Genomic DNA, 25,374 nt, shown 5'->3' on the forward strand with positions numbered 1-25,374 from the left:
AGACCCCGGTTTGACGGGTCCGGAAACTCCCTGAAACGCTACCTAGCAATTGCTTGGTTTACGACGATCCCGAAAAGGCGCCGACGACATGACCTCTTCATCTCCCCTGTTCCAGCCGCTGAAGGTGCGTTCGCTCGAACTCGCGAACCGCATCGTCATGTCGCCGATGACGCGCTCCTACTCGATCGACGGTGTCCCGGGCGACGACGTCGCCGGCTACTACCGCCGCCGCGCCGAGGGCGGCACGGGCCTGATCGTCACCGAGGGCGTCGCCATCGACCACGAGACCGCGGTCGACAACTCGCGCGTCCCGCGCCTGTTCGGCGAGGAGTCGCTGGCGGGCTGGCGCAAGGTCGTCGACGGCGTGCACGAGGCCGGCGGCAAGATCATTCCGCAGCTGTGGCACGTCGGCCCGCTGTGGGGCGCGATGAGCAAGGTGGACCCGGCGCTCAAGCCGATGCGCCCGTCGGGCGAGTGGGGCCCGCTGGGCACCACGTCGTACCCCGAGTCGTACACCTCGTGGGTTACGCAGGCCACCGAGGCGATGACCGAGCAGGACATCCAGGACGTCATCTCCGCGTTCGCGCGCGCGGCCCGCAACGCGATCGACGTCGGCTTCGACGGCATCGCCCTGCACGGTGGCCACGGCTACCTGCTGGACTCGTTCCTGTGGGAGGGCACCAACAAGCGTGACGACGAGTGGGGCGGCGACCTCGAGCGGCGCACCCGCTTCCCCGTCGCCGTCGTGAAGGCGATCCGCGCCGAGATCGGCGAGGACTACCCGATCTTCTACCGCTTCTCGCAGCACAAGCAGCAGAACTACACCGCACGCATCGCGGAGACCCCCGACGAGCTGAAGGTGATCCTCGGCGCACTCGCGGACGCCGGGGTCGACGTCTTCGACGCCAGCATCCGCCGCTTCGACTTCCCCGCGTTCGAGGGCAGCGACGTGTCGCTGGCCGGCTGGGCCAAGAAGGTCACCGGCGCGATCACCATGGCCGTCGGTAGCGTCGGAATCGGAAAGTCGCTGCGCGACAGCCGCATCGAAGGTTCCGCGCCGGTCGTCGACAACATCCCCGAGCTCGAGAAGCGCATCGGCGGCGGCGAGTTCGACCTCATCGCGATCGGCCGCCTGCACCTGGCCGACCCGGCACTGGCCTCGCGCCTGCGCGCCGGCGAAGCGCTGCCCGAGTTCGTCCGTGAGGTCCACGAGGGCTCGCTGACGTAGTCTCTCGCTCGACGTGATCACCCGGTCGCCGCAACTTCTCCGCGCGAGGCGTTGCGGCGACCGGTCGTCTGTTCGGCATCTGCCGCACAGCCCGAAATCGAAGGAAATCGATCCTTGACGCAGTACGACGACGCCGACTGGCACTACGGCGGCGACTTTCCCGACGACCTGCCGCAGGCTGCCGCCGGCACCCACATCGGCATGTTCGTGGCGTGGTGCCTGCTCACCGGCTTCGCGAGCGAGAGCGTCGAGGACGAACTCGAACCACTCGAGACTCGGGAGACGACGCCCGGCGCGTTCCTGATGGACGTGCTCGACGAGCGGTTCGTGAGCGACGACCTCACCGCCGACGGCAACGCGTTCGCCGTCGCGTACTACGCAGGCCGCAGCGAGGACTCCCGGTATCTCGACGACTACTGCGACGAGTTCGACACGACCGCGGAGGAGATCTACCGGGTCGAGGACACCTGGGAGAACTACGACCGGATCGCGGACCGGATCGGCGACCGCTTCCACACCTGGCTGGACAGCGGGCGGCCGCAGTTCGTCGCGTAGCGGGCGGGTCCTAGGACTCAGGTACTCAGAACTCAGCCTCGGTCGGCGCGTGACCCGAGGATCGCCGCCAACAGCGCTGCGGCGAGGAGGAAAGAGCACGATCCTGGAACTGCGTTCCGCACTGCCCAGATCCGCCCATGTGAGTGCCTGTGCGACAACGGCGATCACGTACAGCAGGATCGCCGCGCTCGAGGATCTGTTCATGAGCTGTTCCCTCTGTGGTTGGTACCGGTGCGCGTTTGCTCGCCACGCGATAGTGGAACGGGCACGCTCGGTCGAAGTCGCCGTTCGGCCAGCTCGATCGACCGTAGGCAACCTGGGCGTGCAGAGGCGACGGGCGCGCCGCGCGGATGCGGAATTCGGGGGCGACCCGAGAGCCATCCCGCTGTGGCCGGCACCCCTTCCCTGGGGGTGCCGGCTGCAGCGTCACGCGGCCCGTGGTCCCGCGCGATTGTGGGCGGGGACGGGCTTCTTGTAGGGGTCCACGGTTGATGGTGGGGTGAACCACGGATGGCGGTCGGTGCCGATCTTCACTCGCCAGTGTGAGTGGTGTAGTAGCCCGTGGTGATAGCGGCAGAGTAGGACGAGGTTGTCGAGATCGGTGGGTCCGCCGTCGGCCCAATGCATTACGTGGTGACCTTCGCAGTGGGCAGGTGGTGCACCGCAGCCAGGGAATGCGCAGCCGTGGTCGCGGGCAACCAACGCGCGACGCTGCTTCTTCGACACTGTGCGGGTTGTTCTGCCCAGGTTTAGCGGCACACCGTCGTCCATGACGATGGGCGTGAGGTGGCAGTCGCAGGCCAATCTGCGGGCAGTGGCGATCGACAGCGGCCCTGTGTGCGGCATGCGTGCAATGTCATTGTCGCCGAACGGGTCCGGATCGCCGTCTGATCCCGCCCAATCGTGATCCGCTTCGCTGCGGGCAAGGTCGCTGGCGTTCACATGCAGGGACAGATGGGGTCGTTCCCCGCCTTCAATGGGTGCGTCTCCGGAGTCGAGGTAGCGGCGCAGAATTTCGGCGAACGCGTCCGCCCGCTGCCGTGCCGGCGTACGAGCACCGGCGGGGTCGTCCATCGGATTCCGCGGCTTCGTCAGTGCAGACAGTGCGGTCAACAGCATCTCACCGGTCACCGCGTCGAGATCACCCTTCACCGCGACCCGCCCGTTCAGGGTCTTGGATGCATGGAATTCGTTGCGCTCGGCGTCCTCACTGGGAGGCAGTTCGTCGGATTCGAAGATCCGCTCGAGCCGGGAGATACAGGTGCGGACCGTCGTGGTGGTGGCGGTGGGTCCGGTAGCGCTGTCCAGCAACACCTTCCGACACGAGTCGAGTGCTTCGTTCGGCATCCCGCGCGGCGGGGTTTCGCAGAACTTCCCGATCAACGCAGCATGCTCGGCCGAAATATCGCCTACGTTGTAGGCGTCGGCGATCTCGGGTTGCCGGCCGAGCATCCGGCCCAACGAGAGGATTCGTCCCGCGGTCGACACTTCCAACAGGCTGTTCGCGGCCAGCCACATCTTCACGCTTCGAAACCCGAGGGTGTCGAACGAAACTGCCCGCTCGTCGATTTCGGCGACCATCGCGACCCGCAACGCCTCGAGGCGTTCGATCTCGCGGGTGACGTCGATCGTGTTCTGCAGCAACGTGATTTCGGCGAGAAGGCGCACGTCGTCGGGCTGCAGCGCGGTGGCTGCGATGCCCGAATCGTTGAGTCCCCCCGGATTCATGACTCGAGTTTAGTTCGAACTGATGTTCGAGTCAATTGGTCCATGTCGAGGTCGTCGAGCAGCACGTATGTCGCGGTGAAGCGCAGGGCGAGCCGTCATGCGGCTGTTCCAGGCGTCGCACGTCGAGCAGGCGACTGACGATCGGCAGCAGCGTCGACTTGCCGGCACCGTGGCGCCGATGATCGACTTCACCCCTACTGGCATGCGAAGGCCCGCCCTGTCCGGCGAGGACAGAGCGGGCCTGGGTCGACTCGGAGCGGCTGCGCTCAGAACAGCGTGAGCAGCGGCTCCGGTTCGGGCACGGGTGCGGCGGCTGGTGCTGTCGGTGCTGCCGGTGCTGCCGGTGCTGCCGGTGCTGCGGCGGCCACCGGGCGGGCGGGTGTCTCCCTCGGACCGAGCCCGGCCCAAGGGCGCGCCTTCTCCGGCGTCGAGGCCACGGCGCGGGCGGCCTCCCCCGCCAGCTTGTCCGCGATCTCGTTGAAGTGGTTGCCGACGTGTCCGCGGACCCAGCGGAACCGCACCGGGCCGGACCGCTCGGTGATCGCGCGGTCGATGTCCTGCACCAGTTCGAGGTTCTTGACCGGACCTCCCGACGCCGTCTTCCAACCCTTGCGCTTCCAGCCGGGCAGCCACTCGGACGCGCACTTGATGGCGTACTGCGAGTCGGACTCGATGAGCAGCGGCTCGGGGCCGGGATGCGCGACGACCGCCTCGACCAGCGCCCACAACTCCGCGATCTGATTGGTGCCGGAGACCGCACCGCCCGACCGGCTCGGACCCTCGTGATCGACCCACGCCCACCCGATGGCGCCACCGGGATTCTTCAGACACGAACCGTCGGTACTCACGATGATCATGGGTTCGGACAATACGTTGCCGCCACGACGGCCGCCGGTCAGGTCCCGGCCCGGCGGCGATAAGCTGCCAGCGATGACCGATACGGCCTCCGAAGTGCAGTTCGAGGTGTCGACGCGACGTCCCGTGGACCTCGCGTCGACGCTGTCGCCGCTGCGCCGTGGACGCTTCGATCCGTGCCACCGCCGCGAGCCGGACGGCACCGTGTGGCGCACGTCGCTGCTGCCGTCGGGCGCGGTCACCTACCGGCTCCGCCAGCACGGTCCGAGCGTCGTCGACGCCCGCGCGTGGGGGCCCGGGGCGGCGGAACTCGAGACGTATCTGCCGGGCCTCGTCGGCGAGGACGACGCCGGCCGGGCGGACGACTTCGCACCCACGCACCCGAAGCTGGCCGAGGCGCATCGGCGCTTCCCGAACCTGCGGATCGTGCGGACCGGACGGGTGCTGGAAGCGCTGGTGCCGGCGATCCTCGAGCAGCGGGTGCACGGCGTCGCCGCCCAGGCGTCGTGGCGGCGGCTGGTGACGAAGTTCGGCACCCCGGCGCCGGGCCCCGCGCCGGACGGCATGCGGGTGCCGCCGAGCGCCGAGGCGTGGCGGCGGATCCCGTCGTGGGAGTTCCACCACGCCAATGTCGACCCGCAGCGCGCGAAAACCATCGTCGCGTGTGCCCGCGTCGCCGATCGCCTCGAAGAGACCGTCGCAATGGACCGACTCGATGCGTACCGGCGTCTGCGCGCCGTCCCCGGCGTCGGGCTGTGGACCGCCGCGGAGGTCGCCCAGCGCGCTCTCGGCGACGCCGACGCCCTGTCCGTCGGCGACTTCCATCTCGCGTCGATCGTCGGGTGGTCGCTGCTGGGCCGCCCCCTCGACGACGAGGGCATGGTCGAGTACCTCGCCGACCTCCGCCCGCACCGCTACCGGGCGATCCGGCTGCTCGAGATCAGCGGGCAGGCCCGCAAACCCAAGTTCGGGCCGCGGACGCCGATCGTCGACCACTCCTGGCACTAGCGCGGACTGAGCACCACGAGCGGGATGTCGCGGCCGAAGGTGGACGCCCGCTCCTGGTAGCGCGCGACGTTGGGCTTGCGCTCGCACACGTAGGGGAACAGTTCCTCGCGCTCGGCCCCTTCGGCGATGCGGGCCGTCGCCGACACCGGCTTGCGGTCGACGTGCAACCAGCACAGCGGGTGGGCGCGCAGATTCGCCACCCAGTGCGGGTTGATCGGCCCGCCGCCCTTGGACGCCACCACGATCAGGTCGTCGCCGCGCCGCACGTAGGGCAGCGCCACCGGGCGGAGGTCGCCGGTCTTGGCGCCGACGGTGGTGAGCAGCAGGGTCGGCTGGTACGGGTTGCCGCCGGCGAGCGCGTACTGCAGCGACACCACCGAGTAGCCGGTCCGGCGCACCAGCCAGCGGTCGAAGGCCATGCCCCGCTTGCCCTTGACCACGATCATCCACGGCTTGCCGTAGGACGAGAACTGGACATTCTCCTTGGGAATGGTCATCGGACAGCCTCACCCGGGTTCACGGCCAGCAGCGGAACAAGTTCCGCAGCAACGTCGTCGATCTTGTCGAGATCACGGAAGGCGGACACCATCCGGGCCTGGCGATCGGAATCGATGATGCCGTCACAGAATCCGGCGATCTTGTCCTCGAGCATCGTCCACGACGCGCGGGTGCTCTCGGCCCACGGATCGCCGAGCGCGAAGTCGGTCTCGAAGTCGACCGCGCCGGTGCGGGTGTACACCGTGATCGAACCGCGGGTGCGCCGCATCTTCTCGCCGGGTCCCGCCGCGAGCGCGTCCTGCCATTCCTTGCGCAGCACGGGGTCCTCGGCGACGACGACCTGCGAGGCGAGGGCGCGGACCCGCGGATCGTCGATCATGTCCGCCGAGAACCACTTCGGTCCGGCCGGGACACCCAGCAGTGCCGCCGCCACCAGGTGCGGCATGTTGAACTGTCCGGCGAACGTGCCGGTGTGGTCGTCCGGTAGCTCGGTCAGCGGATCGCGGAACTGGGAGATGCTGTAGGCGCCGGGGCCGAGGCGGACCTCCACCCGCTCGATGTCGTCGAGATCGACCGCGCGCGTGCGCTGGAACTCGAGCACCGCGTCGAGCGCCGCGTGCGCGAATCGGCACGCCGGATACGGCTTCACCGACGTCTCGGTGATCCACCAGACCGAGCCCAGGTCAGCGAGGATCGCGGCGCGGTCGCCGCCGCGGTAGCCCTGCGCCTCGAGGAAGCCGGGCTGAGTGTCGAGGCTGTCCACGTCGCCGATGTAGCCCTCGGCGACCATCATCGCGGCCGTGACCCCGGCGTGCGCGATCTGCCCGTTGGGCGCGTACTTGAGCGAGTTGAACTTCCGACGCGACCCCATGTAGCCGTTCTTCGCGGTGGGCGTGAGCCACGTGGCGAGTCCCATCGCGTGCGCCAGTTCCTCGGTACCGAACCCACCCAGCACCGCCATCGCGGCCGCGGCCCCGAGCGCGGCGTAGCCGTGCGAGGAGAGCTGGGAGAACCGGATCTGCTCGCCGTCGTACTCCATCAGCGACGTGCCCAGGTTGAGGCGGGCGTTGACGTCGAAACTCAGAGCCGCCGCGCGCACGAGTTCGGCGCCGCTCGCCCGGCCCTGCTCCGCCCGCGCCAGGGCCGGCGCGAAGCTCATAGCCGCGAAATGCGCAGAGTTGAAGAAGGTCTCGTCGGCGTCGAGGACGTTCATCAGATCGGCATTCGCGTAGGACGCCGACAGCACCGAGGAGCGGTCCCCGGAGCCGAGCAGCAGAGACTCTTCGGGGCCACCCATCCGACGGGCGAGATTGCGGGCCATCGTGCCGCGCTCGAGTGCGGCCGTCGCCAGGGCGCACACGACGGTGTCGCACAGGAGGAGCTTCGAATACTCCACGACCTCTTCGGGAATCGCATCGGCCGGCGTCCCGACCACGAAGGCCGCGAGCGATTCGATCGTCGTCGTCATGTCCGCACCACTCCCCGTGTCCTACAGCACCAGTCGCCTTGCGTGGCAGATCGACGTCATCCGACCAGCAACGACGTCGGGGCGCCCCGTGATTCCCGGTAACCGAGAAATCGAGGCGCCCCGATGCCGTTCGAGATCAGCCGACGAGCTTCATCACGTCCGGGTAGTTGGAGATCTCCCAGCCGCCGTCGACCATGAGGCTCGTTCCGGTGATGTAGGTGGCGTCGTCGCTCGCGAGGTACAGGCACGGCGCGGCGATCTCCTCGGGAGTCGCCGGACGTCCCATCGGGATTCGCTCGAGGAAGCCGTTCAGCAGCGGCTCCCAGCCGGTGACGCCGGCGACGAGCGGGGTGTCGACGAGACCGGGCAGCACGGTGTTGACGCGGATGCCGTGCGGGGACAGCTCGAGCGCAGCGTTCTTGCCGAACATCTCGACTCCGGCCTTGCCCGTCACGTACGGGCTGCCGCCCATCATCGGTACGCGCGCGTTGAGCGACGCGACGTTCACGATCGCGCAGGCCCGTTCGTTCGCCACCATGTGCCGTGCCTCGTGCTTGGTGCACAGGAACACGCCCTTCTGCACGAGGTCGACGGTGAAGTCCCAGTCGGACTCCTCGAGGTCGAGGATCATGCCGCCGCGCGCCGCGCCGGCCACGTTGAAGGCCAGATCCAGCGATCCGAAGCGCTCCACCGCGACGGCGACGGCCGCCGCGACCTCGTCCTCGACGGTCACGTCGGCGGTCGCACCGACGAACCGCTCACCGAGGTCCTTCTCCAGGACAGCGAGTGCGTCGGCAGCGACGTCGATGCCGACGACGGATGCACCCTCACCGATCAGCCGCTTCGCCACGGCGGCACCGATTCCCGACGCCGCACCGGTCACGACCGCGACCCGGCCGGCGAATCGCTCGCCGTCGAACGTGTTGTCAGACATGAGACACCTCCACGAGAACCTTCATACGACGCCCGTCGGACGCCGCCTGGACACCGTCGACCACGTCCGCGAGCGGGACGCGCTCCACCCATCCGTCGAGCGGATAGGCACCCGCCGCCATACGATCGATGACGGAGGCGAATTCCTTGCGCGAGTATGCGAGCGACGACATCAGCCGCATCTCGCCGAACATCAGCGCGTACGTGTTGAGCGGCACCTGCTCCTTGTAGGTCGCAAGCAGGACCACCGCGCCCCGCGTCCGCACGGCCGCGAGCGCCGTCTGCAACGCGGCGCCGACACCAGCACACTCGAACACGACGTCGGCGCCTGCCCCGTCGGTGCGATCCTGCACCGCGGCAACGAGATCGGTTTCCGTCGGATCGATCACGTCGAGGCCCAGAGCGGCCGCGACCGCGCGCCGCGACGCGGACGGCTCGCTGAGCAGGATCCGGTCCACACCGTCCGCACACAGGTTGAGTGCGGTCGCGATGCCGATGGGCCCGGCCCCGAGGATCAGGGCGAAGTCCGTGGGCCGGACGCCCGACAGTCCGACGGCGTGCAGCGCGACGGACAGCGGCTCCACCACGGCGGCCTGCTCGAGCGAGACGCCGTCGGGCAGCACGTGCACGTTCTCGGCGGGCACCGCGGTGCGCTCGGCCAATCCGCCACCGGGGGCGTTGATCCCGTGGAAGGCCGCGGACGTGCACAGGTGCTGGTGCCCGTCCCGGCACCGGGCACAGGTGCCGCAGTGGTAGTTGGGCTGCACCGCGACCCGGTCGCCGACGGCGACGTCGGCGACGCCGGCACCCACTGCGCGCACCACCCCGGAGAACTCGTGGCCCAGGATCTGCGGCCCGCACGCCCCGGTCAGCGGATGCGGGTGCTCGGAGATCCCGAACGAGTGGATCATGCCGAGGTCGGATCCGCAGATACCGTTGAACGCCACGTCGATCAGGACGTAGCCGTCGGGCAGCTCCGGCTCCGGCACCTCCTCGACCCGCAGGTCGTCGATGCCGTGCAGAACCGCGGCCCTCATGCCTTGGCCGCCAACTCGTCCTCGTACTTCTTGGTCATGTGCGCGATCGCGGCATGCTGCGCCTCGTTGTATCCGTCGCGCTTCTGGCCGGCGCGGGCTGCGGCGTCGAGCAGCGGCTGCGACTGACCCTGGAAGTGCGGGGCCACCTGCTGGGCGATCAGCTCGAACGAGCGCTTCGTCGCGGCCGGGTTGGCCCAGTCGGCGTTCATGATGAGCATCGAACCGAACCCGCCGGACTGGGTCACCAGCTTGTCGATCAGTTCACGGGCCTGCGCCGGGGTGCCGATGATGCCCATGCCGGAGTGGTTCATGTACTTGATCATGTCGTCCATCGCGGCTCCACCGGAGCCGAAATGCGGGAACGCCGCGACCTTTCCGAAGTAGTCGATCCACTCGCCCAACCCGAAGCGGACGTCCTGCTGTGCCTGTTCCTCGGTCTCCGCGATGTGCATCGGGCAGACGAGACGCCACTGGTCGCGGTCGACGGCGGTGCCGTACTCGGCGGCGCGCTCCTCCATGATCCCGAAGTGGTGGCCGAGCGCGTCGTAGCCCTCGGGGGAGAGCGTCGCGCCGATCGACAGCAGGCCGAGGCCGTGCTTGCCGGCCAGTCGCGGCCCGGTGGGCGACGCCACGCCGGCGACGACGACGTCGAAGCACGGGTACGAGTACGGGCGCAGCTGCAGCTGGGCGTCGACCAGGGTGTGCGTGCGCGTCGTGGCGGTCACCGACTCGCCGTTCAACAGGCGCACGACGATGTCGAGGTTCTCGTCGAGCAGCTCGCGGCACTCGGTGGGGTTCAGCCCGATCATCGCCGAGTCGGTCGGCAGCGAGCCGGGGCCGACGCCGAGCATGACGCGTCCGCGGGTGAGGTGGTCGAGCAGCACCATGCGGTCGGCGACCCACAGCGGGTTGTGATAGCTGAGCGACGTCACGCCGGTGCCGAGCTTGATGCGCTTGGTGCGCTCGGCGGCCGCGGCGATGAAGATCTCGGGGCTGCCGATGATCTCGCTGCCCGCGGAGTGGTGCTCGCCGATCCACACCTCGTCGAAGTCGAGGCGGTCCAGGTGCTCGACGAATTCGAGGTCGCGTTGCAGCGCGGCGGTGGGGTTCTGTCCGATCGCGTGGTGCGGCGCGATGAATGCGCCGAAACGTAGCCTGCCCATGCGGTGTTCTCCTCGGGAAATCGCTGAAACACAGTCGTCTCCGACGCTAGAATTCGTTCCGCCGGGGCGACAGTGCACTTTGGTGGACAGTCCCCGTGAACCGCTACGGCGCACGCCGTTTCGAACCGAACTGGTGGTGAACCGTTTTGACCGACGTCTCGCTGGGTACCGCCGACTATCAGCGCGTGTTCGCAGTCCTCGACCGGTGCGAGAACGTCCGGACCGTGCCGGAGTTCCGCACCCGGATCGTCGATGCCATGACCGACGTGTTCCCGATCGGCGTTGCGGCGTGCTTCGTCGGCGATTCCTTCGAGAGCCAGTTCGTCGATCCCGACGCCAACGTGGCGGGTTCACCGGAATGGGAACAGAAGCGGGCGATCTACCGGAAGCGGTGGGCGCGCTACGACGTGTTCGCCTCTCCCGAGGCCAGACGCCGTCTCGAGACGACGCGGGTGGCTTCGCTGACCGATCTGCACGAACTACCCGCGGAGTGCGAGGTGTACGTGCGCGACTATCTCGACGCGTGGCGCGTGCGGTCGGTCAACGCGATACATCTCGAACTGCCGGGCAAGGCGCGCGCCCTCGTCGGCTTGTTCGATCAGAAGCAGAATGCGCTCGGCCCCAGAGATCTCGCGGCACTACAGCTGTTGGCCCGGCAACTCTCGGTGCTCACCCGCAGCCTCGACACGGCACCCGGACGAGACCTGCTCGCGCTGCTCACCGAACGCCAGCGCGAGGTCGCGAGACTGGTCGCGGACGGCCTGACCAACGCGGCCATCGCCCGCCGTCTCACGCTCACCGAGGACACCGTGAAGAAGTACGTCAGCCGCATCCTCGCGGCCACCGGGTGCGCGTCACGCACGCAGCTCGCACTCGACGTCATACGATCCGTGCAGCGTCAGTCCTTCGGGCCGCCCGCCACGTAGATCACCTGTCCCGATACGAATCCCGCGCCCTCGCTGATCAGGAACGACGCGGTGTGCGCGATGTCGTCGGGCAGACCCACCCGGCGCACCGGCGTCTCCGCGGCGGCCGCGGCCATGAAGTCGTCGAACGGGACCCCGAGGCGCTCGGCGGTCGCCGCGGTCATCTCCGTCGCGATGAATCCGGGTGCGATGGCGTTCGCGGTGACGCCGAACGGGCCCAGTTCGAGTGCGAGCGTCTTCGTCAGCCCCTGCATGCCCGCCTTCGCCGCCGAGTAGTTGACCTGGCCGCGGTTGCCGAGCGCCGAGATGCTCGACAGGTTGACGATGCGGCCCCACTTCTGGTCGACCATGTGCTTCTGGACGGCCCGCGTGAGCAGGAAGGCCCCGCGCAGATGCACGTTCATCACGGCGTCCCAGTCGTCCACGGACATCTTGAACAGCAGGTTGTCCCGGGTGATCCCGGCGTTGTTCACGACGACGGTGGGCGCGCCCAGCTCGTCGGCGATCCGCTCGACGGCGGCCGCCACCGAGGCCTCGTCGGAGACGTCGGCGCCCACCGCGAGCGCGCGCCCACCGGCCCCCTGGATCGCGGAGACCGTCTCGCCGCACGAGGATTCGTCGAGGTCGAGAATCGCGACGGCGAGGCCGTCCGACGCGAGGCGCTTCGCGATCGCGGCGCCGATCCCGCGTGCCGCTCCCGAGACCACCGCCACCCGCTGGTTGCCGTCCGTCATGTGTCGCTCCCTCCCACTGCCCGCTGTCGTCCGTCGGTGAGGCTACGCGGGCGGCGCCGTCAGGACAGGGAGACCGGGGAGATGGTGGCGACGATCCGGTCGATCGCGCCGTTCTCGAAGGTGAACGACTCGACGATCTCGACCGTCATCAGCCGCTGCGGACCGAACCCGGCGTCGAGCAGGTACCGGGTGTGGACGGTGTCGCCGGACTCCTTCATGACGAGGTCGCGGACGCCCTGGATGACGCGGTACTGGACGCCGTGGTTCAGGTCGTTCGTGAGCTGCGGCCCGCTGAACCCGGTCTGCAGTCCGGCCTCGACACGGGTGGCGTCGGGGGTGAACACGACGGCGCTCGCGTCGTGGCTGACGAGTGCGTCGATGTAGGCGCGGGCCACCGCCTGGTTCGGGGAGTCGGCCGGGTTCGGCGCGGCCGACGCGGCGGCGGGCGCCACGACAGCCATGGTGGCCGCGGCGAGCAGGGACAGGGTCGACGTCTTCGCGATGCGCATGCCGCATCGTAGCTAGAACGCGTTTCAATGAGGGTGAAATGCTCGTGCCCGGCGGCGACACGTTGTCGGGAGTAGACAGAAATGATGGGACGACCTCGATCCGACGACCATCGAATGCAACCCGAGATCCGACGTGTGCGCTTTCCACGCCGATGGAGTCAGATCGACGAGACCCGGCGCGGCATCGTGCTCGCATGGCTCGCGTTCACGGTCACATTCGGAGGCGCCCGACTGGTGACGTGGCTGATCCAGATCGACTCCCGGGACTTCGGCGACGTCTCCGCCGGCGGCACGCACCTGCACCACTATCTGTGGGGCATCCTGCTGCTGGCGGGTGTCGCGATCTTCGGCATGGTCGACCGCAGCCCTCGCGCGCGCACATGGATGGGACTGGCTCTCGGCATCGCGCTCGCGCTGATCGTCGACGAGGCCGCGCTGCTCATCACCCTGCGGGATGTGTACTGGCAGACGGAGGGCTGGCCGAGCGTCGCGCTCGGCGTGGTCCTGATCGGTCTCGTCGGCACCGGACTCGTGGTCACCCGCAGTGGCGCCGCTCTCGACGACTCCGACGAGGAATCCCGCTCCGAGGACGGAAGTCCCGGCTAGCGAGGACCCTCGACTCCCCCGTACGAGTACCTCCCACCGGGACGGACCGGCCCTGTGGCCCCCTTCCGGGCCGGTCGCCGACGAACACTCCCGGTGGGCGAGACGACATGGTGTTACCACCGACACAGGTCGTTAGCTTCGTGACATCGGCAACGACAGGAGTTACCCATGAGTACGGACACCGCCGCCATCACCCGCCTCCCGCAGATCCTCGAGGCCCAGAAACGTGTTGCGTCCGAACAGGGAACCCCGTCCGCCGACGAGCGTCGCGCCCGACTGCAGAAGATGATCGACCTGCTCGTGCGCTTCCACAAGCCCCTCACCGAGGCGATGGACGCGGACTTCGGCGGACGCCTGGTCGGCTACTCGATCATGAACGACATCCTCGGATCCATCACGTCGCTCAAGCACACCCGCGACTCGTTCGAGTCCTGGATGGAGGACGAGGAGCGGCCACCGTACCCGCCGTACGACCAGTTGGGCGCGAAGGCGTACGTCCAGTACCAGCCCAAAGGATCGGTCGGCATCATCGGCACCTGGAACGCGCCGCTGTTCACGCTGCTGAGCCCGCTGGCCTGCGCGCTGGGCGCGGGCAACCGCGCGATCCTCAAGCCGTCCGAGATCGTGCCGCAGACGGCGCAGGTCCTCGCCGACGCCGTCGCGGAGATGTTCGATCCCACCGAGGTCGCCGTCGTGACCGGCGGCCCGGACGTGGCCGACGCGTTCACCTCACTGCCCTTCGACCACCTGGTCTTCACCGGCAGCACCGAGGTCGGCAAGTTGGTCATGGCCAACGCCGCCAAGAACCTCGTCCCGGTCACCCTCGAGTTGGGCGGCAAGTCGCCGACGATCGTCGGCCGCAGCGCCGATCTCGACGCCGCGGCCAACAAGATCGCGATCGCGAAGGCCACCAATTCCGGGCAGATCTGCGTCTCTCCCGACGTCGTGTACGTCCCGCGGGAGCACCTCGACAGCTTCGTCGGCGCGCTCGAGAAGTCGTACGCGACCCTGCTGCCGACCATCACCGACAATCCGGATGTCGTTGCGGTCGTGAGCGATCGTCACCTCGCCCGGGTCGAGGCACTGGTCGCCGACGCACACGACCGCGGCGTGCTCATCGTCGCCACGCCGGTCGACGAGAACGCCGAGTTCGACGACGACCGGAAGCGCCCGCTGCGCATCGTCGTCTCGCCGCCGGCCGAATCGAAGATCATGCAGGAGGAGATCTTCGGCCCCGCGGTCATCCTGCTGCCGTACGACCAGACCGAAGAGGTCATCGCGGACATCAACAGCAGACCGAAGCCGTTGGCGCTGTACTACTTCGGAACCGACCCGGCCGAGCAGCAGGCCGTGCTCACCCGCACCTTCTCCGGCGGCGTGACGGTCAACGACATCATGATGCACCCCGGCATGCACGACGCCCCGTTCGGCGGCATCGGCGCGTCCGGCATGGGCCACTACCACGGGCATGAGGGCTTCCTCGAGTTCAGCCACGCTCGTACGGTTTTCGAGGCGCCCGAACACGATCCGCGCGCCGAGTGGGGCATGCTGCCGCCGTACGGTGAGGGCTTCCTCGCCGCGATGGAGGCCCAGGTCACCCCGTAACTGCACCCCGCAAGGGAGACATTGCCGATCAGTGAGAAGTCTCCCCGCCGACCCCACGGCCGGCGGGGAGAATGCGTTTCATGAGCAGTGAACTCGTAGACCGCCTGGCCCTCACCGATCTCGTCGCGCAGTACGCGATCGCCGTCGATCGCCGCGACGAAGCGGCGCTGACCGCGCTCTTCGCCGACGACGCGGAGCTGGTCCAGCCGGCCGGTCTGGTCCGACGCGGCCGAAACGCAACACTGGCCGGCAACGTCGACATCGCTCAGGGGGTGCTCGAGGCCGTCGCGCATCTCCACTCCACCCGCCACGTCGTCAGCCAGCAGATCGTCGACCTCTCGGGCGACACGGCCCGCGGCCAGGTCTACGGCGAGGCCCACCACGTGTACGCCACCGAGAACGGCCACCGCGACTACGTCGTGGCGATGCGCTACCAGGACGAATACCGCCGCAGCGACGGTACGTGGCGAATCGCCCGGCGGGAGCTCTCGGTCGATCTGACCTACGACATCGAGGTGAAGCTCCTCGGCTGAGGCATCCCGGAACCAAACGCCGTTAGGTTGGTCCCAGCTCCGGGCCGAGTCGCGCACGATCACTGATCGATGCAGTTCAGGCATATTTTTGCTGAGCGGAACACCCCCTCCCCACAAAGCGTTCGACCCGATAGCCTCGGTCAAGCGATTGGTTGGGACGCTTGGGAGGGCCTGGACGATGACGGAATGCTCGACGCGACGCCGCGAGATCCTCGACGCGGCGGCCGAACTGTTCGCACGTAAGGGCGTGGCCGCGACGACCATCCGGGAGATCGCCGACCGCGTCGGCGTCGTGTCGGGAGCGCTCTACCATCACTTTCCGTCCAAGCTCGCCATCGTGGACGAACTCGTGGTCGACTACCTCGTGGAACTGCAGCGTCGGTACCGCTCGCTCGACACGCGGAACCTGGACCCCCGCTCGCGCCTGCAGGCGATCGTGGACACCTCCCTCGACGTGGCACACGAGCGCCCGCACGCGACCGCCGTGTACCAGGATGAGCTCCCCCACCTGCGCAATCAGTCGCAGCGAACCCGCGCGGGGGACCTCGCGGACGAGATCCAGCAGGTGTGGATCGACACGATCGAGGACGGCAAGCGACGCGGCGCGTTCCGAAACGACCTGCCCGCGGGTGTGTTCCACCGCTTCATCCGCGACTGCGTGTGGCTGTCCACGCGGTGGCACAGCGCCGACGACGCGTACTCCACCAAGCGACTCGCCGAGGACTGCGTGTCGATCTTCCTCGACGGCTTCGCTGTCGACGCCCGCTGCTCCCACCAGGATTCGGCGCACCAGGCTCCTGCTCCGGCGGCGGCGTGAACCGCGCGGGGACGTCTGTTCGACTGGATGAGATGTCACCGCCGCCGCCGACACGTGGCGGCTAGGCTCCGGACCAGTCGAAAGCTTGCTCTTCCACACCCCGAATACGGAGGTCGAATCATGGGCACACCCGCTACGGACACCCCCTCGCCGGCGTTGACACTGACACCCGCCGAGCAGGCACTCGCCGTCGAGGAGATCAAGCAGGTGTTCGCCCGGCGCCTGCGGATCATGGACACCAAGCAGTGGGAGCTGTACGGGTCGGTGCACACCGAGGACGTCGTCAGCGAGTCCTGGGGCGCCGGCAGCCGCGTCACCGGACGCGACACACTCGCCGACGCAATTCGAAACACCCTGGACGGCAGGGTGTCCGTGACCAGCGTGCATCACGGCCACACGCCCGAGATCGTCGTCACCTCCGACACCACCGCCACCGGCATCTGGGCCATGGAAGACGAACTGTGGTGGACCAACGGCGATGCCGAGGAGCACCTCCACGGCTACGGCCACTACCACGAGGAGTACCGCAAGGTGGAGGGCAAGTGGCTGATCAGCTACCGCACCCTCACCCGGCTGCGCGAAACCGCAACGCCCCGCTTCTACGACTACCGCGGAGCGAAGGCACCGCGCCGCTAGTTATGCTGTGCTCCAGATCACCAAACAATCGCTTGGTTGATAGATCCCGATAGAGGAAAGAGGTCCACGCATGGGCGCACCCACCGGTGAACTGACGATGACCGCGGCCGAGCAGCTGCTCGCCATCGAGGAGATCAAGCGTGTGTTCGCGACGCGCCTGCGGGTCATGGACACCAAGCAGTGGGATCTCTACGGGCCCCTGCACACCGAGGACGTCGTCACCGAGACGTGGGCCGGACTGCCGGGCGACAAGCAGCCCAAGGCGAATGGGCAGTCCAACCGCGCGTCCGGGCGCGAGCACCTGACCAACTCGATCCGCGGCATGCTCGGGTCCTCGACGCACGTGACCACGGCACACCACGGCCACCAGCCCGAGATCGTCCTCACCTCCGACACCACCGCCACCGGCATCTGGGCCATGGAAGACGAACTGTGGTGGACCAACGGCGATGTCGAGGAGCACCTTCACGGCTACGGCCACTATCACGAGGAGTACCGCAAGGTGGAGGGCAAGTGGCTGATCAGCTACCGCAAGCTCACCCGCCTGCGCGAGACCCACACGCCCAACTTCTTCGACTACATGGGAGCCCTGTGACCACCGCAGCCCTCGACACGTCCGCCCTCTTCGCGCCACTCACCGTCCGGTCCCTCGAGCTGCGGAACCGGATCGCGATGTCGCCCATGACCCGTCACGGTTCGCCGGGCGGCATCCCCACCGACGAGGTCGTCGCGTACTACCGCCGTCGCGCCGAGGGCGGGACGGGGCTCATCGTCACCGAGGGTGTCGCGATCGAACACCCGTCGGCCGTCGACGCCGACACCGTTCCGGTGATGTACGGCGAAGCGGCGCTGGCGGGTTGGCGCAACGTCGTCGACGCGGTCCACGCCGCGGGCGGCAAGATCGTCCCGCAGTTGTGGCACGTCGGACCACTGTTCGGCGCGATGGGTCCGGTCGGCGACGTCACCCCGATGCGCCCGTCCGGACACTGGGGCACCGTCGGCAACACGATGTACTCGGACGAGTACGTCGAGCAGATGCGACCGGTCACCGCCGCGATGACCGAGCAGGACATCGCCGACGTCATCGCGGCGTACGCCGCTGCGGCGCGCAACGCGATCGACGTCGGTTTCGACGGCATCGCCCTGCACGGCGGCCACGGATACCTGCTCGACGCGTTCCTGTGGGCGCCCACCAACCAGCGCGACGACGAGTGGGGCGGAGACCTGCAGCGCCGCACCCGGTTCCCCGCGGAGGTGGTCAAGGCGATCCGCAAGGAGATCGGCGACGACTACCCGATCATCTTCCGATTCTCGCAGCACAAGCAGCAGGACTTCGTCTCCAAGATCGCCGAGACCCCCGAGGAACTCGGCGTGGTGCTGAACGCGCTCGTCGACGCCGGTGTGGACATCCTCGACGCGAGCATCCGCCGGTTCTACGCCCCCGCATTCGAGGGCAGCGACCTGTCGCTGGCCGGCTGGGCCAAGAAGCTGACCGGCGCCACCGTCATGGCGGTCGGCAGCGTCGGACTCGACAGTGCGCTCAACGAGCGAGTCATCACCGGGCTGCCGCAGATGTCGAACAACCTGCCGGACCTGATGCGCCGGGTGGACGAGGGCGAGTTCGACCTCGTCGCGATCGGACGCCTGCACATGGCGGACCCCGCGATCTCGCAGCGTCTGCGCAACGGCGATCCAATGCCGGAGTTCGACCGCAAGCTGCACGAGGGCCGTCTGTACTGACGGATCGACCACGAACGGGAGTTCCCGGCACCTTTCCCGCGAGGGGTGTGCCGGGAACTCCCGTTTCGGCGTTTCAGGATCGGCTGGGCACCAGGATCGCCCGGCCCTTGATCTTCCCGGCCTCGAGCGCGTCGAAGGCGGCGACGGCGTCCTCGAGCGGGATCGTCTCGGACTCGATCGTCACGAGCCCGCGACGTGCCAGGTCGATCACCGCCCGCTGGTCCGCGCGGGTGCCGGCGTAACTCAGGCGCACACTCGCACCCCACGGCAGCGCGAACCCGGTCCAGTCGAAGTGTCCGCCACCCAGTCCCAGCACCCGCAGCGCCCCGTCGCGGCCGATCACCTGGGTGGCGATGTCGACCGTCGCCTGCACGCCCACACAGTCGAAGACGGCGTCCACGCCGATCCCGTCGGTCAGCTCCAGGATCTTCCCGACGCACGACGCATCGCTGGCGAACGCGTGCTCGGCGCCCAGTGTGGTGGCCAGTTCGAGCTTCTCCTCCGCCGAGTCCACCGCGATGATCCGGGTCGCGGTGGTGGCCGCGAGGATCTGCACCGCGGTGTGGCCGAGCCCGCCGATACCGAGCACCACTGCCGTCGTGCCCGGCCCGAGCCGGTCTCGCGCACCGTCGATCGCGTGGTAGGTGGTCAGACCGGCGTCGGCGAGCGGGCCGGCGGTGACGGGGTCGAGGTCGCCGAGTGGTTCGACGAACCGGGCATCGACCTTCATGTAGTCGGCCATGCCGCCGTGCGCGGCCAGGCCCGGACACAGCGGCAGACCCTGCCGGCCGGTCGCACGCTCGCACGAGTTCTCGCGGCCCTGCACGCAGGCACGGCACGTGCCGCAGCTCCACACCAGGAACACCAGGACGGCGTCGCCCACGGCGAAGGACTCGACCCCGTCGCCGAGAGCGGCGATGCGGCCGGCGGTCTCGTGCCCCAGCGTCATCGGCGGCGGCATCATCGACGCCGGCGAGTGCCGCACGTGGATGTCGGAGTGACACAGTCCCGCACCGGCCACCTCGATCAGGACCTCACCGGGGCCGATCTCGGGAACGTCGGTGTCGACGACGGCGATCCGGCCGTGCTCAACCAGCTGCAACGCTCTCATCACGCACCTCCTCGACGACGAGGGCGACGGCGGGGACGCTCGGGGCGGCGAGATGCCTGCGCAGGAACAGGATCTGGTGCTCGAGCACCCGATCGAACCACTGCTTGCCGGGGTAGACGTCGAAGTGGTCGCACGGGTAGTGCCGCACCTCGGCGCGGGCCTGCTCGGCGGCCTTCGCGGCGGCGTGCGGCGGCGCGCTGCGGTCGAGATCGCCGATCTGCACCAGCAGCGGGGCGGTCACGTTCTTGGCGACCGTCACCGGCCGGTACGAGCCGATCTCGAGGAAGGACCGCGCGCTGACCTCGTTGCGCCAGCTGGGCCCGGCGATGGAGTGATAGTCCTCGTAGATGCCGGGCAGCGCGAGCGCGGCCACCTCGCCGGGACGGCCGGCCAGCGGGATCGTGACGCCCGCGCCGCCACGCGCCGACGCGACCCTGTCCCGCACCGCCGCCCACGAACTCTTCGCCAGGTGCGCGGGGCTGTACTGCTTCATCGAGGCGGTCGACGCCGCGCGGGCGTCGGTGGCCGGGGTGAGCGCGACGAGCGCCGCCAGCCGGGGGTCGCTCGCACCGAGACTGAGCACATGGCCACCGGACAGCGACACTCCCCACGCGACGACGCGGTCGGGATCGACGCCGTCCGTGCGGCGCGCCGCCGCGATGGCGGCGGCGTAGTCGTCGAGCTGGCCCTGGATCGAGATCGTCTGCCGCACTTCACCACCGCTGCGTCCGAAGCCGCGGTAGTCGAACGCCAGGACGTCGAGGCCGGCGGTGGCCAGGCCCTCGGCGAAGCCCTCGAGGCCGGAGTCCACGGTGCCGCCGAAGCCGTGCGCCATCACGACACACGGTCGGCCCGACTCGGTCAGGAAGGCGTCACCCTCGCCGCGGTAGTGCCAGGCGGCGCAGGACGTCCCCTGCACCGAGAAATCCACATCGGTCCGATTCACAATTTGCTCCCATAGATTGTGTTGAGCCACACCGCGACGAGCGCCTCGCGAGCGGTCTCGGGGGTCAGCGCCTCCGGCCCGCCGCGCGACAGGCTCTCGACGGCGCGGTCGTTCATGTCGAGAAGAACCACTGCGAGCGCCCGACTCTCCGGGCCGTCAGCCGCGCGCCCCGACGTCCGCTCGGCGTCGATCACCGACGCCACCGGATCGACGAAGCTGAACCGGTCGCGATCCCACATTTCCCGCACCGAGGGATCGGAGTCCCGCGCATCCCGCAGGGCGCGATACAGATTGGGGTGACGCTCCCACGTCCCGATCACCTCGGCGATCAAGCCGTCGATCATCTCCCGCGGGCTGCCCTCGCGCGCGAGGTAGGCGCGGGCGCCCTCCTGCATCTCGCCGTACACGGTCCGCGACAGGGCGGCGACGGCCTTCGCCTTGTTGTCGAAGTAGAAGTAGAAGCCCGACCGGGTGACCCCCGCAGCCCTCGAGATGTCGCTGATGTTGATCTCGTCGAGGCTGCGGTCCTCGAGTAGGCGTTCGACGGCCTCGAGGATCGCGGCGCGGCGTTCCTCACCCTTGTTCGCTCTCCGCGTGCGGGTCTCGTCGCTGGAGGCGGGGTGGCTGGTCATGGTGTCGGCCTTCCGGTCGGCTACTGCGTACGGGTCCCCATCATGCCGGGACACCCGCCAACCGGACCGCACCGTCCCTGCGTACCCGCGCCAGGCCGGCGGGCAATTCCTTGGTCCGCATCTCGTGTTCGTAGATGTAGTAGTCGACCTGCTGTGTGTGGCGGGGCCGATTGTTGAAGTGCCCCACGAAGCGTTCCTCGTCGGCCTTGATCACGCGGCGCATCTCGGCCTCCGACGGCGGCCGGTACGTGCCCGCGAGGTAGGCGGCGAGGGTCCGTGACTGGCATTCGACGAACGGGAACAGCGTCGGCGCGGACTGCGCGAAGCCGATGAAGGCCAGATCATCCATACCGGGCTTGAACATGCGCTTGTACAGCGGGAAATCGTTGCCAGGCGCGCTGAGGAAGTCCTCGTCGAAGAACGGGAAGGTGATGTTGTAGCCCGTCGCGTAGATGATGACGTCGAAGTCGCGGCTGGTGCCGTCCACGAAGTGCACCGTCTCGCCGTCGAGCCGCTCGATGTTCGGCTTGGCGTCGATGTCTCCGGATCCGAAGCGCACCAGCAGTTCCTGGGACTGGGTGGGATGCGCCTCACCGAAGTGATGGTCGGGCTTGGGCAGTCCGAAGCTCTCCGGACGACCCGAGAGGAAGATCGGACCGCGGCGGCCCAGCCGGCGCTGCCACGACAGCGGGATCTGCGGGATCGTCTGGATCAGGGTGTCGGCGGGGACACCGAACGCGTACTTCGGCACGATCCACGCACCCGAACGGGTGGAGATCGTCACCTTGTTGCGCTGCGACCGCTGCGACAACTCCACCGCGATGTCGGCGGCACTGTTGCCGAGGCCGACGATGAGGATTCGCTTGTCCCGCAGATGCAGTGGCGTCTCCGGATCGATGTAGGCGTGCGAGTGGATGGACTCGCCGGTGAACTCGCCGGGGAAGTCCGGCAGCCGGGGATCCCAGTGGTGCCCGTTCGCGACGGCCAGGAAGTCGAAGCGGCGGGTCTCGCCGTTCTGGGTGACGATCTCCCATCCCCCACCCGGCAGGTGCTCCGCGTGCTCGACACCGTTCTCGAAATTGATCCGATCGAGCAGCGAGAACGCGGACGCGTAGTCGTCGAGGTACCGCTTGATGTCGGTGTGGTGCGGGAAGTCCGGCAGTTCCTCCGGCATCGGATAGTCCTTGAACGACAGCCGATGCTTGGACGTATCGATGTGCAGCGATCGGTAGGCGCTCGAATGGCCGTTCGGGTTGCCGAACGCCCAGTTGCCGCCGATCCGGTCGGAGCTCTCGAAACACTCGTAGGGGATGTCGTAGTCGGTGAGCATCTTGCCGGCCGTCAAGCCGCTGATGCCGGCGCCGATGATGCAGGTCGTGGGTTTCGCCATCATGCTCCGTTCAGTGATGTGCTTCACAATGTAGGCAGAAAATTGACACGCGTCAATAGTCACCAGTTCCGCTGTCCTGCTAGTGAAATCCCTTCTCGCGCGAGGATCGGGGGTGTTACAGTTCACAATTAATTCTTAGACTCGAGTCTAAGAATTGCTGATCTCGCTCGGCGTGCACGGCCACCCGATGCCGGCACGCGCCCCCCACTTGCAAGGAGTCATCGCATGCCCGACTTCTCCGGGAAGAAGATCGTCGTCACCGGATGTTCCTCCGGTATCGGCGCCGCTGCCGTCACCAAACTCGCCGCCCGAGGCGCCACTGTCGTCGGCGTCGATCGGGTGCCGAGTTCCGATCCCGCGATCGCGCAGATGATCGTCGGGGATCTCGCCTCCCACGACGGCGTGCGCGCGATCGCCGACCGAATCGACGGCCCCATCGACGTCCTCATCAACAACGCGGGTGTCGCCGCGACCCTGCCGTGGCGAACAGTGCTGTCCATCAACGCCCTTGCGCCACGTGATCTCACCCGAGCGCTCCTAGCCAAGTTCGGACCCCGACCGGTTGTCGTGACCACGGCGTCCCAGGCCGGATTCATGTGGCAGCGGAACTTCGCGCGGATCAACGCCTTCCTCGCGATCGACGACTGGGAAGCCGCCCTGGACTCGCTCACGGACTTCCCCGACATCGAATCCGTTTGCTACAACCTGTCCAAGGAGGCCGCGATCGTCAATTCCGGCAACCTCGCTGTCGACGGCAAGCACATCGGACTGCGCTCCAACACCGTCTCCCCGGGCACCGTCGGCACACCACTGCTGGAGGACTTCACCGCCACGATGGGAGAGGAGATGATCGGCGGCGCCGCGACCTGGGCCGGACGTCATGCCCGCGCCGAGGAGATCGCCGACGCACTGCTCTTCCTCGCATCGGAGGAGTCCTCGTGGATCAGCGGCGCCGACCTACCGGTGGACGGCGGATTCGGCGCACTCGTCTTTCGGTCCTACGTCGCCCCCGCCATGGCCGCAATGGCCGACTCCGCCGCCACGCCCCAGTAACGAGGTGAACCAGAACATGTCCGGCACAACCGAACTGATCTCCATCGACCCCGCAACTCTCGTCGAGGTGGGGCGCACCCCCGTCACCACTCTCGACGAACTCGATGTCCGCATCGGGCGCGCCCACGACGCCTTCGCGACGTGGCGCACGGACCGCGCCCACCGCCAGGGGCTCCTGGCGGCGTGCTCGTACGAACTGATGCGCAAGACCTCGGAGATCGTCCCGCTGCTCAGCATGGAGCAGGGCAAGACCGCCGAGGACGCGGGCGGTGAGGTGTGGATCTCGGCAAAGTGCTTCGCGCACAACGCCCGCGTCGAATGGGACGACGTCACCGCCGCCCCCGAGGCCGCCGGACGCGCCGCTCGCATCGAACACCGCCCGCTCGGCGTCGTCGCCGCGATCGTGCCGTGGAACTTCCCGATCTTCCTGATGATCGCCAAGATCGCGCCCGCACTGGCCGCCGGGAACACCGTCATCGTCAAGCCCGCCGAATCGGTCTCACTGGTCGTCGGCAAAGTCGTCGAAATCCTCCAGTCGATTCTCCCGCCCGGTGTCCTCGACATCGTCCACGGCGGCCCCGACGTCGGACGTGCACTGGTCGAGCACCGCCGCATCCGCAAGGTCTCTTTCACCGGGTCCACCGGCGTCGGACGCCAGATCATGCGCCAGGCCGCCGACACGATCACCCCGGTGACGCTGGAACTCGGCGGCAACGATCCCGCGATCGTCCTCGACGACGCAGACATCGATTACGCTGCAGCGTTCCTCGCCAAGAGCGCCTTCTTCAACTCCGGCCAGATGTGCATCGCACCCAAACGCGCCTACGTCCCGGCAGACAAGGTCGACCGATTCTGCGACGTTTTCGCCGCCGCGATGGACACGCTGCCCGTCGGATACGGCCTGGCACCCGGCACCAAGATCGGCCCCCTGCACAACAAGGCCCAACTCGACTTCGTCCAGGGCCTGCTCGACAAGGCCGTCGCCGGCGGCGGCACGATCGTCAAGGGCGGCGGACGCGGCACCGACCTGCCGGGCTACTTCCTCGAGCCCACCCTCGTCCGCGACGTCGACGACACCGCGGACATCGTCGCGCTCGAACAGTTCGGGCCGGTGTTCCCGGTGGTCGCCTACACCGACGTCGAGGATGTGCTCGCCACCCTCGACGAGCAGGACTTCGGCCTGGGAGCCTCCGTCTGGGGCAGCGTCGACCAGGCCGAGCAGGTCGCCGACCGGATCGACGCCGGACAGGTGTGGATCAATCAGCACAACGCCCTCGAGGTCGAACTTCCCTTCGGTGGCGTCAAGTCCAGCGGGTTCGGCCGCGAAGGCGGCAACGCCGGAGTCCACGACTTCCTCGAGACCCGCGTGATCAGCATCCGGCGCTGACACGGCCGACCAAAGAGGGGTGGGGCGGTGATCGAATCACCGCCCCACCCCACTTTCACAGGTCGAAGTCGATCAGAGCCGCTATGTCGACCCAGCCGACGAACCCGGACGCGTTCGTGTCGAACGGCGAGGACGACGACCAGTCCCGGCCGCGCCATTCGCCATGCGTCCAGTCGGGGGCACCGCCGTACCCGGCGCCGTGGCTGAGCGAGTGGAGGCGCGCGGTCTCGGGATGTCCTGTGCCGCTGCGGTAGTTGATCTCGGTACGCGGCGACT

General features: G+C 68.3%; 26 protein-coding genes. 13 read left to right on the forward strand and 13 right to left on the reverse strand.

All coding sequences use genetic code 11. The features are described from left to right. Nucleotides 1-88: 88 nt before the first annotated feature. Complete coding sequence (locus tag LCL87_RS06805; RefSeq protein WP_225018002.1) at nucleotides 89-1,228, forward strand: NADH:flavin oxidoreductase; 1,140 nt, start codon at nucleotides 89-91, stop codon at nucleotides 1,226-1,228. A 114-nt stretch (nucleotides 1,229-1,342) separates the two neighbouring features. Next, nucleotides 1,343-1,783, forward strand: coding sequence for a DUF7832 domain-containing protein (locus LCL87_RS06810; RefSeq protein ID WP_225018004.1), 441 nt, complete (start codon nucleotides 1,343-1,345; stop codon nucleotides 1,781-1,783). 426 nt (nucleotides 1,784-2,209) lie between these two features. Here LCL87_RS06810 and LCL87_RS06815 read toward each other — a convergent pair whose 3' ends face one another. Next, entirely contained in the window at nucleotides 2,210-3,511 is a 1,302-nt protein-coding gene (locus tag LCL87_RS06815; RefSeq protein WP_225018006.1) for an HNH endonuclease signature motif containing protein, read from the reverse strand. Nucleotides 3,512-3,777: 266 nt separating this feature from the next. Beyond that, on the reverse strand, nucleotides 3,778-4,368 hold the full coding sequence (locus tag LCL87_RS06820; RefSeq protein ID WP_225018008.1) for a ribonuclease H family protein: 591 nt from the start codon (nucleotides 4,366-4,368) through the stop codon (nucleotides 3,778-3,780). Nucleotides 4,369-4,441: 73 nt separating this feature from the next. Here LCL87_RS06820 and LCL87_RS06825 point away from each other — a divergent pair, with 73 nt between their 5' ends. Next, a complete protein-coding gene (locus tag LCL87_RS06825) occupies nucleotides 4,442-5,374 on the forward strand; it encodes a DNA glycosylase family protein (RefSeq protein ID WP_225018009.1) in 933 nt (310 codons plus the stop codon). Here the strand turns inward: LCL87_RS06825 and LCL87_RS06830 are convergent. The 5 genes from LCL87_RS06830 to LCL87_RS06850 form a co-directional block, all read right to left on the reverse strand. After that, nucleotides 5,371-5,871, reverse strand: a complete 501-nt coding sequence (locus LCL87_RS06830; RefSeq protein WP_225018011.1) for a nitroreductase family deazaflavin-dependent oxidoreductase — start codon at nucleotides 5,869-5,871, stop codon at nucleotides 5,371-5,373. The genes LCL87_RS06825 and LCL87_RS06830 overlap by 4 nt on opposite strands. Then, nucleotides 5,868-7,340, reverse strand: coding sequence for an MmgE/PrpD family protein (locus LCL87_RS06835; RefSeq protein ID WP_225018013.1), 1,473 nt, complete (start codon nucleotides 7,338-7,340; stop codon nucleotides 5,868-5,870). The genes LCL87_RS06830 and LCL87_RS06835 overlap by 4 nt, the downstream gene beginning before the upstream one ends. Before the next feature lie 136 nt (nucleotides 7,341-7,476). Next, nucleotides 7,477-8,274: an SDR family oxidoreductase gene (locus LCL87_RS06840; RefSeq protein WP_225018015.1), complete on the reverse strand. Its 798-nt coding sequence runs from the start codon at nucleotides 8,272-8,274 to the stop codon at nucleotides 7,477-7,479. Next, complete coding sequence (locus tag LCL87_RS06845; protein WP_225018017.1) at nucleotides 8,267-9,310, reverse strand: 2,3-butanediol dehydrogenase; 1,044 nt, start codon at nucleotides 9,308-9,310, stop codon at nucleotides 8,267-8,269. The genes LCL87_RS06840 and LCL87_RS06845 overlap by 8 nt, the downstream gene beginning before the upstream one ends. Beyond that, complete coding sequence (locus LCL87_RS06850; protein WP_225018019.1) at nucleotides 9,307-10,473, reverse strand: LLM class flavin-dependent oxidoreductase; 1,167 nt, start codon at nucleotides 10,471-10,473, stop codon at nucleotides 9,307-9,309. The genes LCL87_RS06845 and LCL87_RS06850 overlap by 4 nt, the downstream gene beginning before the upstream one ends. A gap of 146 nt (nucleotides 10,474-10,619) precedes the next feature. Between LCL87_RS06850 and LCL87_RS06855 the strand changes: the two genes are divergently transcribed. Further along, the gene (locus LCL87_RS06855) at nucleotides 10,620-11,399 is read left to right on the forward strand and encodes a LuxR C-terminal-related transcriptional regulator (RefSeq protein ID WP_225018021.1); all 780 of its coding nucleotides are present in this window, start codon (nucleotides 10,620-10,622) and stop codon (nucleotides 11,397-11,399) included. Here the strand turns inward: LCL87_RS06855 and fabG are convergent. Next, nucleotides 11,372-12,133 carry a 3-oxoacyl-ACP reductase FabG gene (fabG, locus tag LCL87_RS06860; RefSeq protein WP_225018023.1) on the reverse strand — a complete coding sequence of 254 codons (762 nt, stop codon included), beginning with the start codon at nucleotides 12,131-12,133 and terminating at the stop codon, nucleotides 11,372-11,374. The two genes, LCL87_RS06855 and fabG, sit on opposite strands and share 28 nt — an antisense overlap. A 59-nt stretch (nucleotides 12,134-12,192) precedes the next feature. Continuing rightward, entirely contained in the window at nucleotides 12,193-12,642 is a 450-nt protein-coding gene (locus LCL87_RS06865) for a DUF8021 domain-containing protein (RefSeq protein WP_225018025.1), read from the reverse strand. An 84-nt stretch (nucleotides 12,643-12,726) separates the two neighbouring features. On the opposite strand from LCL87_RS06865, the gene LCL87_RS06870 reads away from it, so the two are divergent. From LCL87_RS06870 to LCL87_RS06900, 7 genes are all read left to right on the forward strand, one after another. After that, on the forward strand, nucleotides 12,727-13,248 hold the full coding sequence (locus LCL87_RS06870) for a hypothetical protein (protein ID WP_510850705.1): 522 nt from the start codon (nucleotides 12,727-12,729) through the stop codon (nucleotides 13,246-13,248). A 168-nt stretch (nucleotides 13,249-13,416) separates the two neighbouring features. Further along, the gene (locus LCL87_RS06875) at nucleotides 13,417-14,853 is read left to right on the forward strand and encodes an aldehyde dehydrogenase family protein (RefSeq protein WP_225018029.1); all 1,437 of its coding nucleotides are present in this window, start codon (nucleotides 13,417-13,419) and stop codon (nucleotides 14,851-14,853) included. An 80-nt stretch (nucleotides 14,854-14,933) separates the two neighbouring features. Next, nucleotides 14,934-15,386, forward strand: coding sequence for a nuclear transport factor 2 family protein (locus tag LCL87_RS06880; protein WP_225018031.1), 453 nt, complete (start codon nucleotides 14,934-14,936; stop codon nucleotides 15,384-15,386). A 178-nt stretch (nucleotides 15,387-15,564) separates the two neighbouring features. Further along, the gene (locus LCL87_RS06885) at nucleotides 15,565-16,203 is read left to right on the forward strand and encodes a TetR/AcrR family transcriptional regulator (protein ID WP_225018033.1); all 639 of its coding nucleotides are present in this window, start codon (nucleotides 15,565-15,567) and stop codon (nucleotides 16,201-16,203) included. Between the two features lie 120 nt (nucleotides 16,204-16,323). Further along, nucleotides 16,324-16,839, forward strand: a complete 516-nt coding sequence (locus tag LCL87_RS06890) for a nuclear transport factor 2 family protein (protein WP_225018036.1) — start codon at nucleotides 16,324-16,326, stop codon at nucleotides 16,837-16,839. Nucleotides 16,840-16,909: 70 nt separating this feature from the next. Further along, nucleotides 16,910-17,434, forward strand: a complete 525-nt coding sequence (locus LCL87_RS06895; RefSeq protein WP_225018038.1) for a nuclear transport factor 2 family protein — start codon at nucleotides 16,910-16,912, stop codon at nucleotides 17,432-17,434. Continuing rightward, complete coding sequence (locus LCL87_RS06900) at nucleotides 17,431-18,579, forward strand: oxidoreductase (protein ID WP_225018040.1); 1,149 nt, start codon at nucleotides 17,431-17,433, stop codon at nucleotides 18,577-18,579. The genes LCL87_RS06895 and LCL87_RS06900 overlap by 4 nt, the downstream gene beginning before the upstream one ends. A gap of 73 nt (nucleotides 18,580-18,652) precedes the next feature. On the opposite strand, the gene LCL87_RS06905 is transcribed toward LCL87_RS06900, so the two are convergent. The 4 genes from LCL87_RS06905 to LCL87_RS06920 are packed head-to-tail and all read right to left on the reverse strand — an operon-like array spanning nucleotide 18,653 to nucleotide 22,658. Next, entirely contained in the window at nucleotides 18,653-19,690 is a 1,038-nt protein-coding gene (locus LCL87_RS06905) for an NAD(P)-dependent alcohol dehydrogenase (protein WP_225018042.1), read from the reverse strand. Next, nucleotides 19,668-20,621 (reverse strand): alpha/beta hydrolase, encoded by a 954-nt coding sequence (locus tag LCL87_RS06910; protein ID WP_510850712.1) that lies wholly within the window; start codon nucleotides 20,619-20,621, stop codon nucleotides 19,668-19,670. Before LCL87_RS06910 ends, LCL87_RS06905 begins: the two co-directional genes overlap by 23 nt. 11 nt (nucleotides 20,622-20,632) lie before the next feature. After that, on the reverse strand, nucleotides 20,633-21,268 hold the full coding sequence (locus LCL87_RS06915; protein ID WP_225018046.1) for a TetR/AcrR family transcriptional regulator: 636 nt from the start codon (nucleotides 21,266-21,268) through the stop codon (nucleotides 20,633-20,635). 40 nt (nucleotides 21,269-21,308) lie between these two features. Then, nucleotides 21,309-22,658, reverse strand: a complete 1,350-nt coding sequence (locus LCL87_RS06920) for an NAD(P)-binding domain-containing protein (RefSeq protein ID WP_225018047.1) — start codon at nucleotides 22,656-22,658, stop codon at nucleotides 21,309-21,311. A 225-nt stretch (nucleotides 22,659-22,883) separates the two neighbouring features. On the opposite strand from LCL87_RS06920, the gene LCL87_RS06925 reads away from it, so the two are divergent. Both LCL87_RS06925 and LCL87_RS06930 read left to right on the forward strand, forming a co-directional pair. After that, the gene (locus LCL87_RS06925) at nucleotides 22,884-23,711 is read left to right on the forward strand and encodes an SDR family oxidoreductase (protein ID WP_225018049.1); all 828 of its coding nucleotides are present in this window, start codon (nucleotides 22,884-22,886) and stop codon (nucleotides 23,709-23,711) included. 16 nt (nucleotides 23,712-23,727) lie between these two features. Continuing rightward, entirely contained in the window at nucleotides 23,728-25,098 is a 1,371-nt protein-coding gene (locus tag LCL87_RS06930) for an aldehyde dehydrogenase family protein (RefSeq protein WP_225018051.1), read from the forward strand. Nucleotides 25,099-25,374 lie beyond the last annotated feature (276 nt).

The sequence above is a fragment of the Prescottella equi genome, assembly GCF_020171745.1.
Classification (GTDB): domain Bacteria; phylum Actinomycetota; class Actinomycetes; order Mycobacteriales; family Mycobacteriaceae; genus Prescottella; species Prescottella equi_A.

Bases quoted from the DNA above. Each gene is read 5' to 3' on its own strand.
- LCL87_RS06805 (WP_225018002.1), top strand. From the start codon at position 89: ATGACCTCTTCATCTCCCCTGTTCCAGCCGCTGAAGGTGCGTTCGCTC.
- LCL87_RS06815 (WP_225018006.1), bottom strand. From the start codon at position 3,511: ATGAATCCGGGGGGACTCAACGATTCGGGCATCGCAGCCACCGCGCTG.
- LCL87_RS06820 (WP_225018008.1), bottom strand. From the start codon at position 4,368: ATGATCATCGTGAGTACCGACGGTTCGTGTCTGAAGAATCCCGGTGGC.
- LCL87_RS06825 (WP_225018009.1), top strand. From the start codon at position 4,442: ATGACCGATACGGCCTCCGAAGTGCAGTTCGAGGTGTCGACGCGACGT.
- LCL87_RS06830 (WP_225018011.1), bottom strand. From the start codon at position 5,871: ATGACCATTCCCAAGGAGAATGTCCAGTTCTCGTCCTACGGCAAGCCG.
- LCL87_RS06835 (WP_225018013.1), bottom strand. From the start codon at position 7,340: ATGACGACGACGATCGAATCGCTCGCGGCCTTCGTGGTCGGGACGCCG.
- LCL87_RS06840 (WP_225018015.1), bottom strand. From the start codon at position 8,274: ATGTCTGACAACACGTTCGACGGCGAGCGATTCGCCGGCCGGGTCGCG.
- LCL87_RS06845 (WP_225018017.1), bottom strand. From the start codon at position 9,310: ATGAGGGCCGCGGTTCTGCACGGCATCGACGACCTGCGGGTCGAGGAG.
- LCL87_RS06850 (WP_225018019.1), bottom strand. From the start codon at position 10,473: ATGGGCAGGCTACGTTTCGGCGCATTCATCGCGCCGCACCACGCGATC.
- fabG (WP_225018023.1), bottom strand. From the start codon at position 12,133: ATGACGGACGGCAACCAGCGGGTGGCGGTGGTCTCGGGAGCGGCACGC.
- LCL87_RS06865 (WP_225018025.1), bottom strand. From the start codon at position 12,642: ATGCGCATCGCGAAGACGTCGACCCTGTCCCTGCTCGCCGCGGCCACC.
- LCL87_RS06870 (WP_510850705.1), top strand. From the start codon at position 12,727: ATGGGACGACCTCGATCCGACGACCATCGAATGCAACCCGAGATCCGA.
- LCL87_RS06875 (WP_225018029.1), top strand. From the start codon at position 13,417: ATGAGTACGGACACCGCCGCCATCACCCGCCTCCCGCAGATCCTCGAG.
- LCL87_RS06880 (WP_225018031.1), top strand. From the start codon at position 14,934: ATGAGCAGTGAACTCGTAGACCGCCTGGCCCTCACCGATCTCGTCGCG.
- LCL87_RS06885 (WP_225018033.1), top strand. From the start codon at position 15,565: ATGACGGAATGCTCGACGCGACGCCGCGAGATCCTCGACGCGGCGGCC.
- LCL87_RS06890 (WP_225018036.1), top strand. From the start codon at position 16,324: ATGGGCACACCCGCTACGGACACCCCCTCGCCGGCGTTGACACTGACA.
- LCL87_RS06895 (WP_225018038.1), top strand. From the start codon at position 16,910: ATGGGCGCACCCACCGGTGAACTGACGATGACCGCGGCCGAGCAGCTG.
- LCL87_RS06905 (WP_225018042.1), bottom strand. From the start codon at position 19,690: ATGAGAGCGTTGCAGCTGGTTGAGCACGGCCGGATCGCCGTCGTCGAC.
- LCL87_RS06915 (WP_225018046.1), bottom strand. From the start codon at position 21,268: ATGACCAGCCACCCCGCCTCCAGCGACGAGACCCGCACGCGGAGAGCG.
- LCL87_RS06920 (WP_225018047.1), bottom strand. From the start codon at position 22,658: ATGGCGAAACCCACGACCTGCATCATCGGCGCCGGCATCAGCGGCTTG.
- LCL87_RS06925 (WP_225018049.1), top strand. From the start codon at position 22,884: ATGCCCGACTTCTCCGGGAAGAAGATCGTCGTCACCGGATGTTCCTCC.
- LCL87_RS06930 (WP_225018051.1), top strand. From the start codon at position 23,728: ATGTCCGGCACAACCGAACTGATCTCCATCGACCCCGCAACTCTCGTC.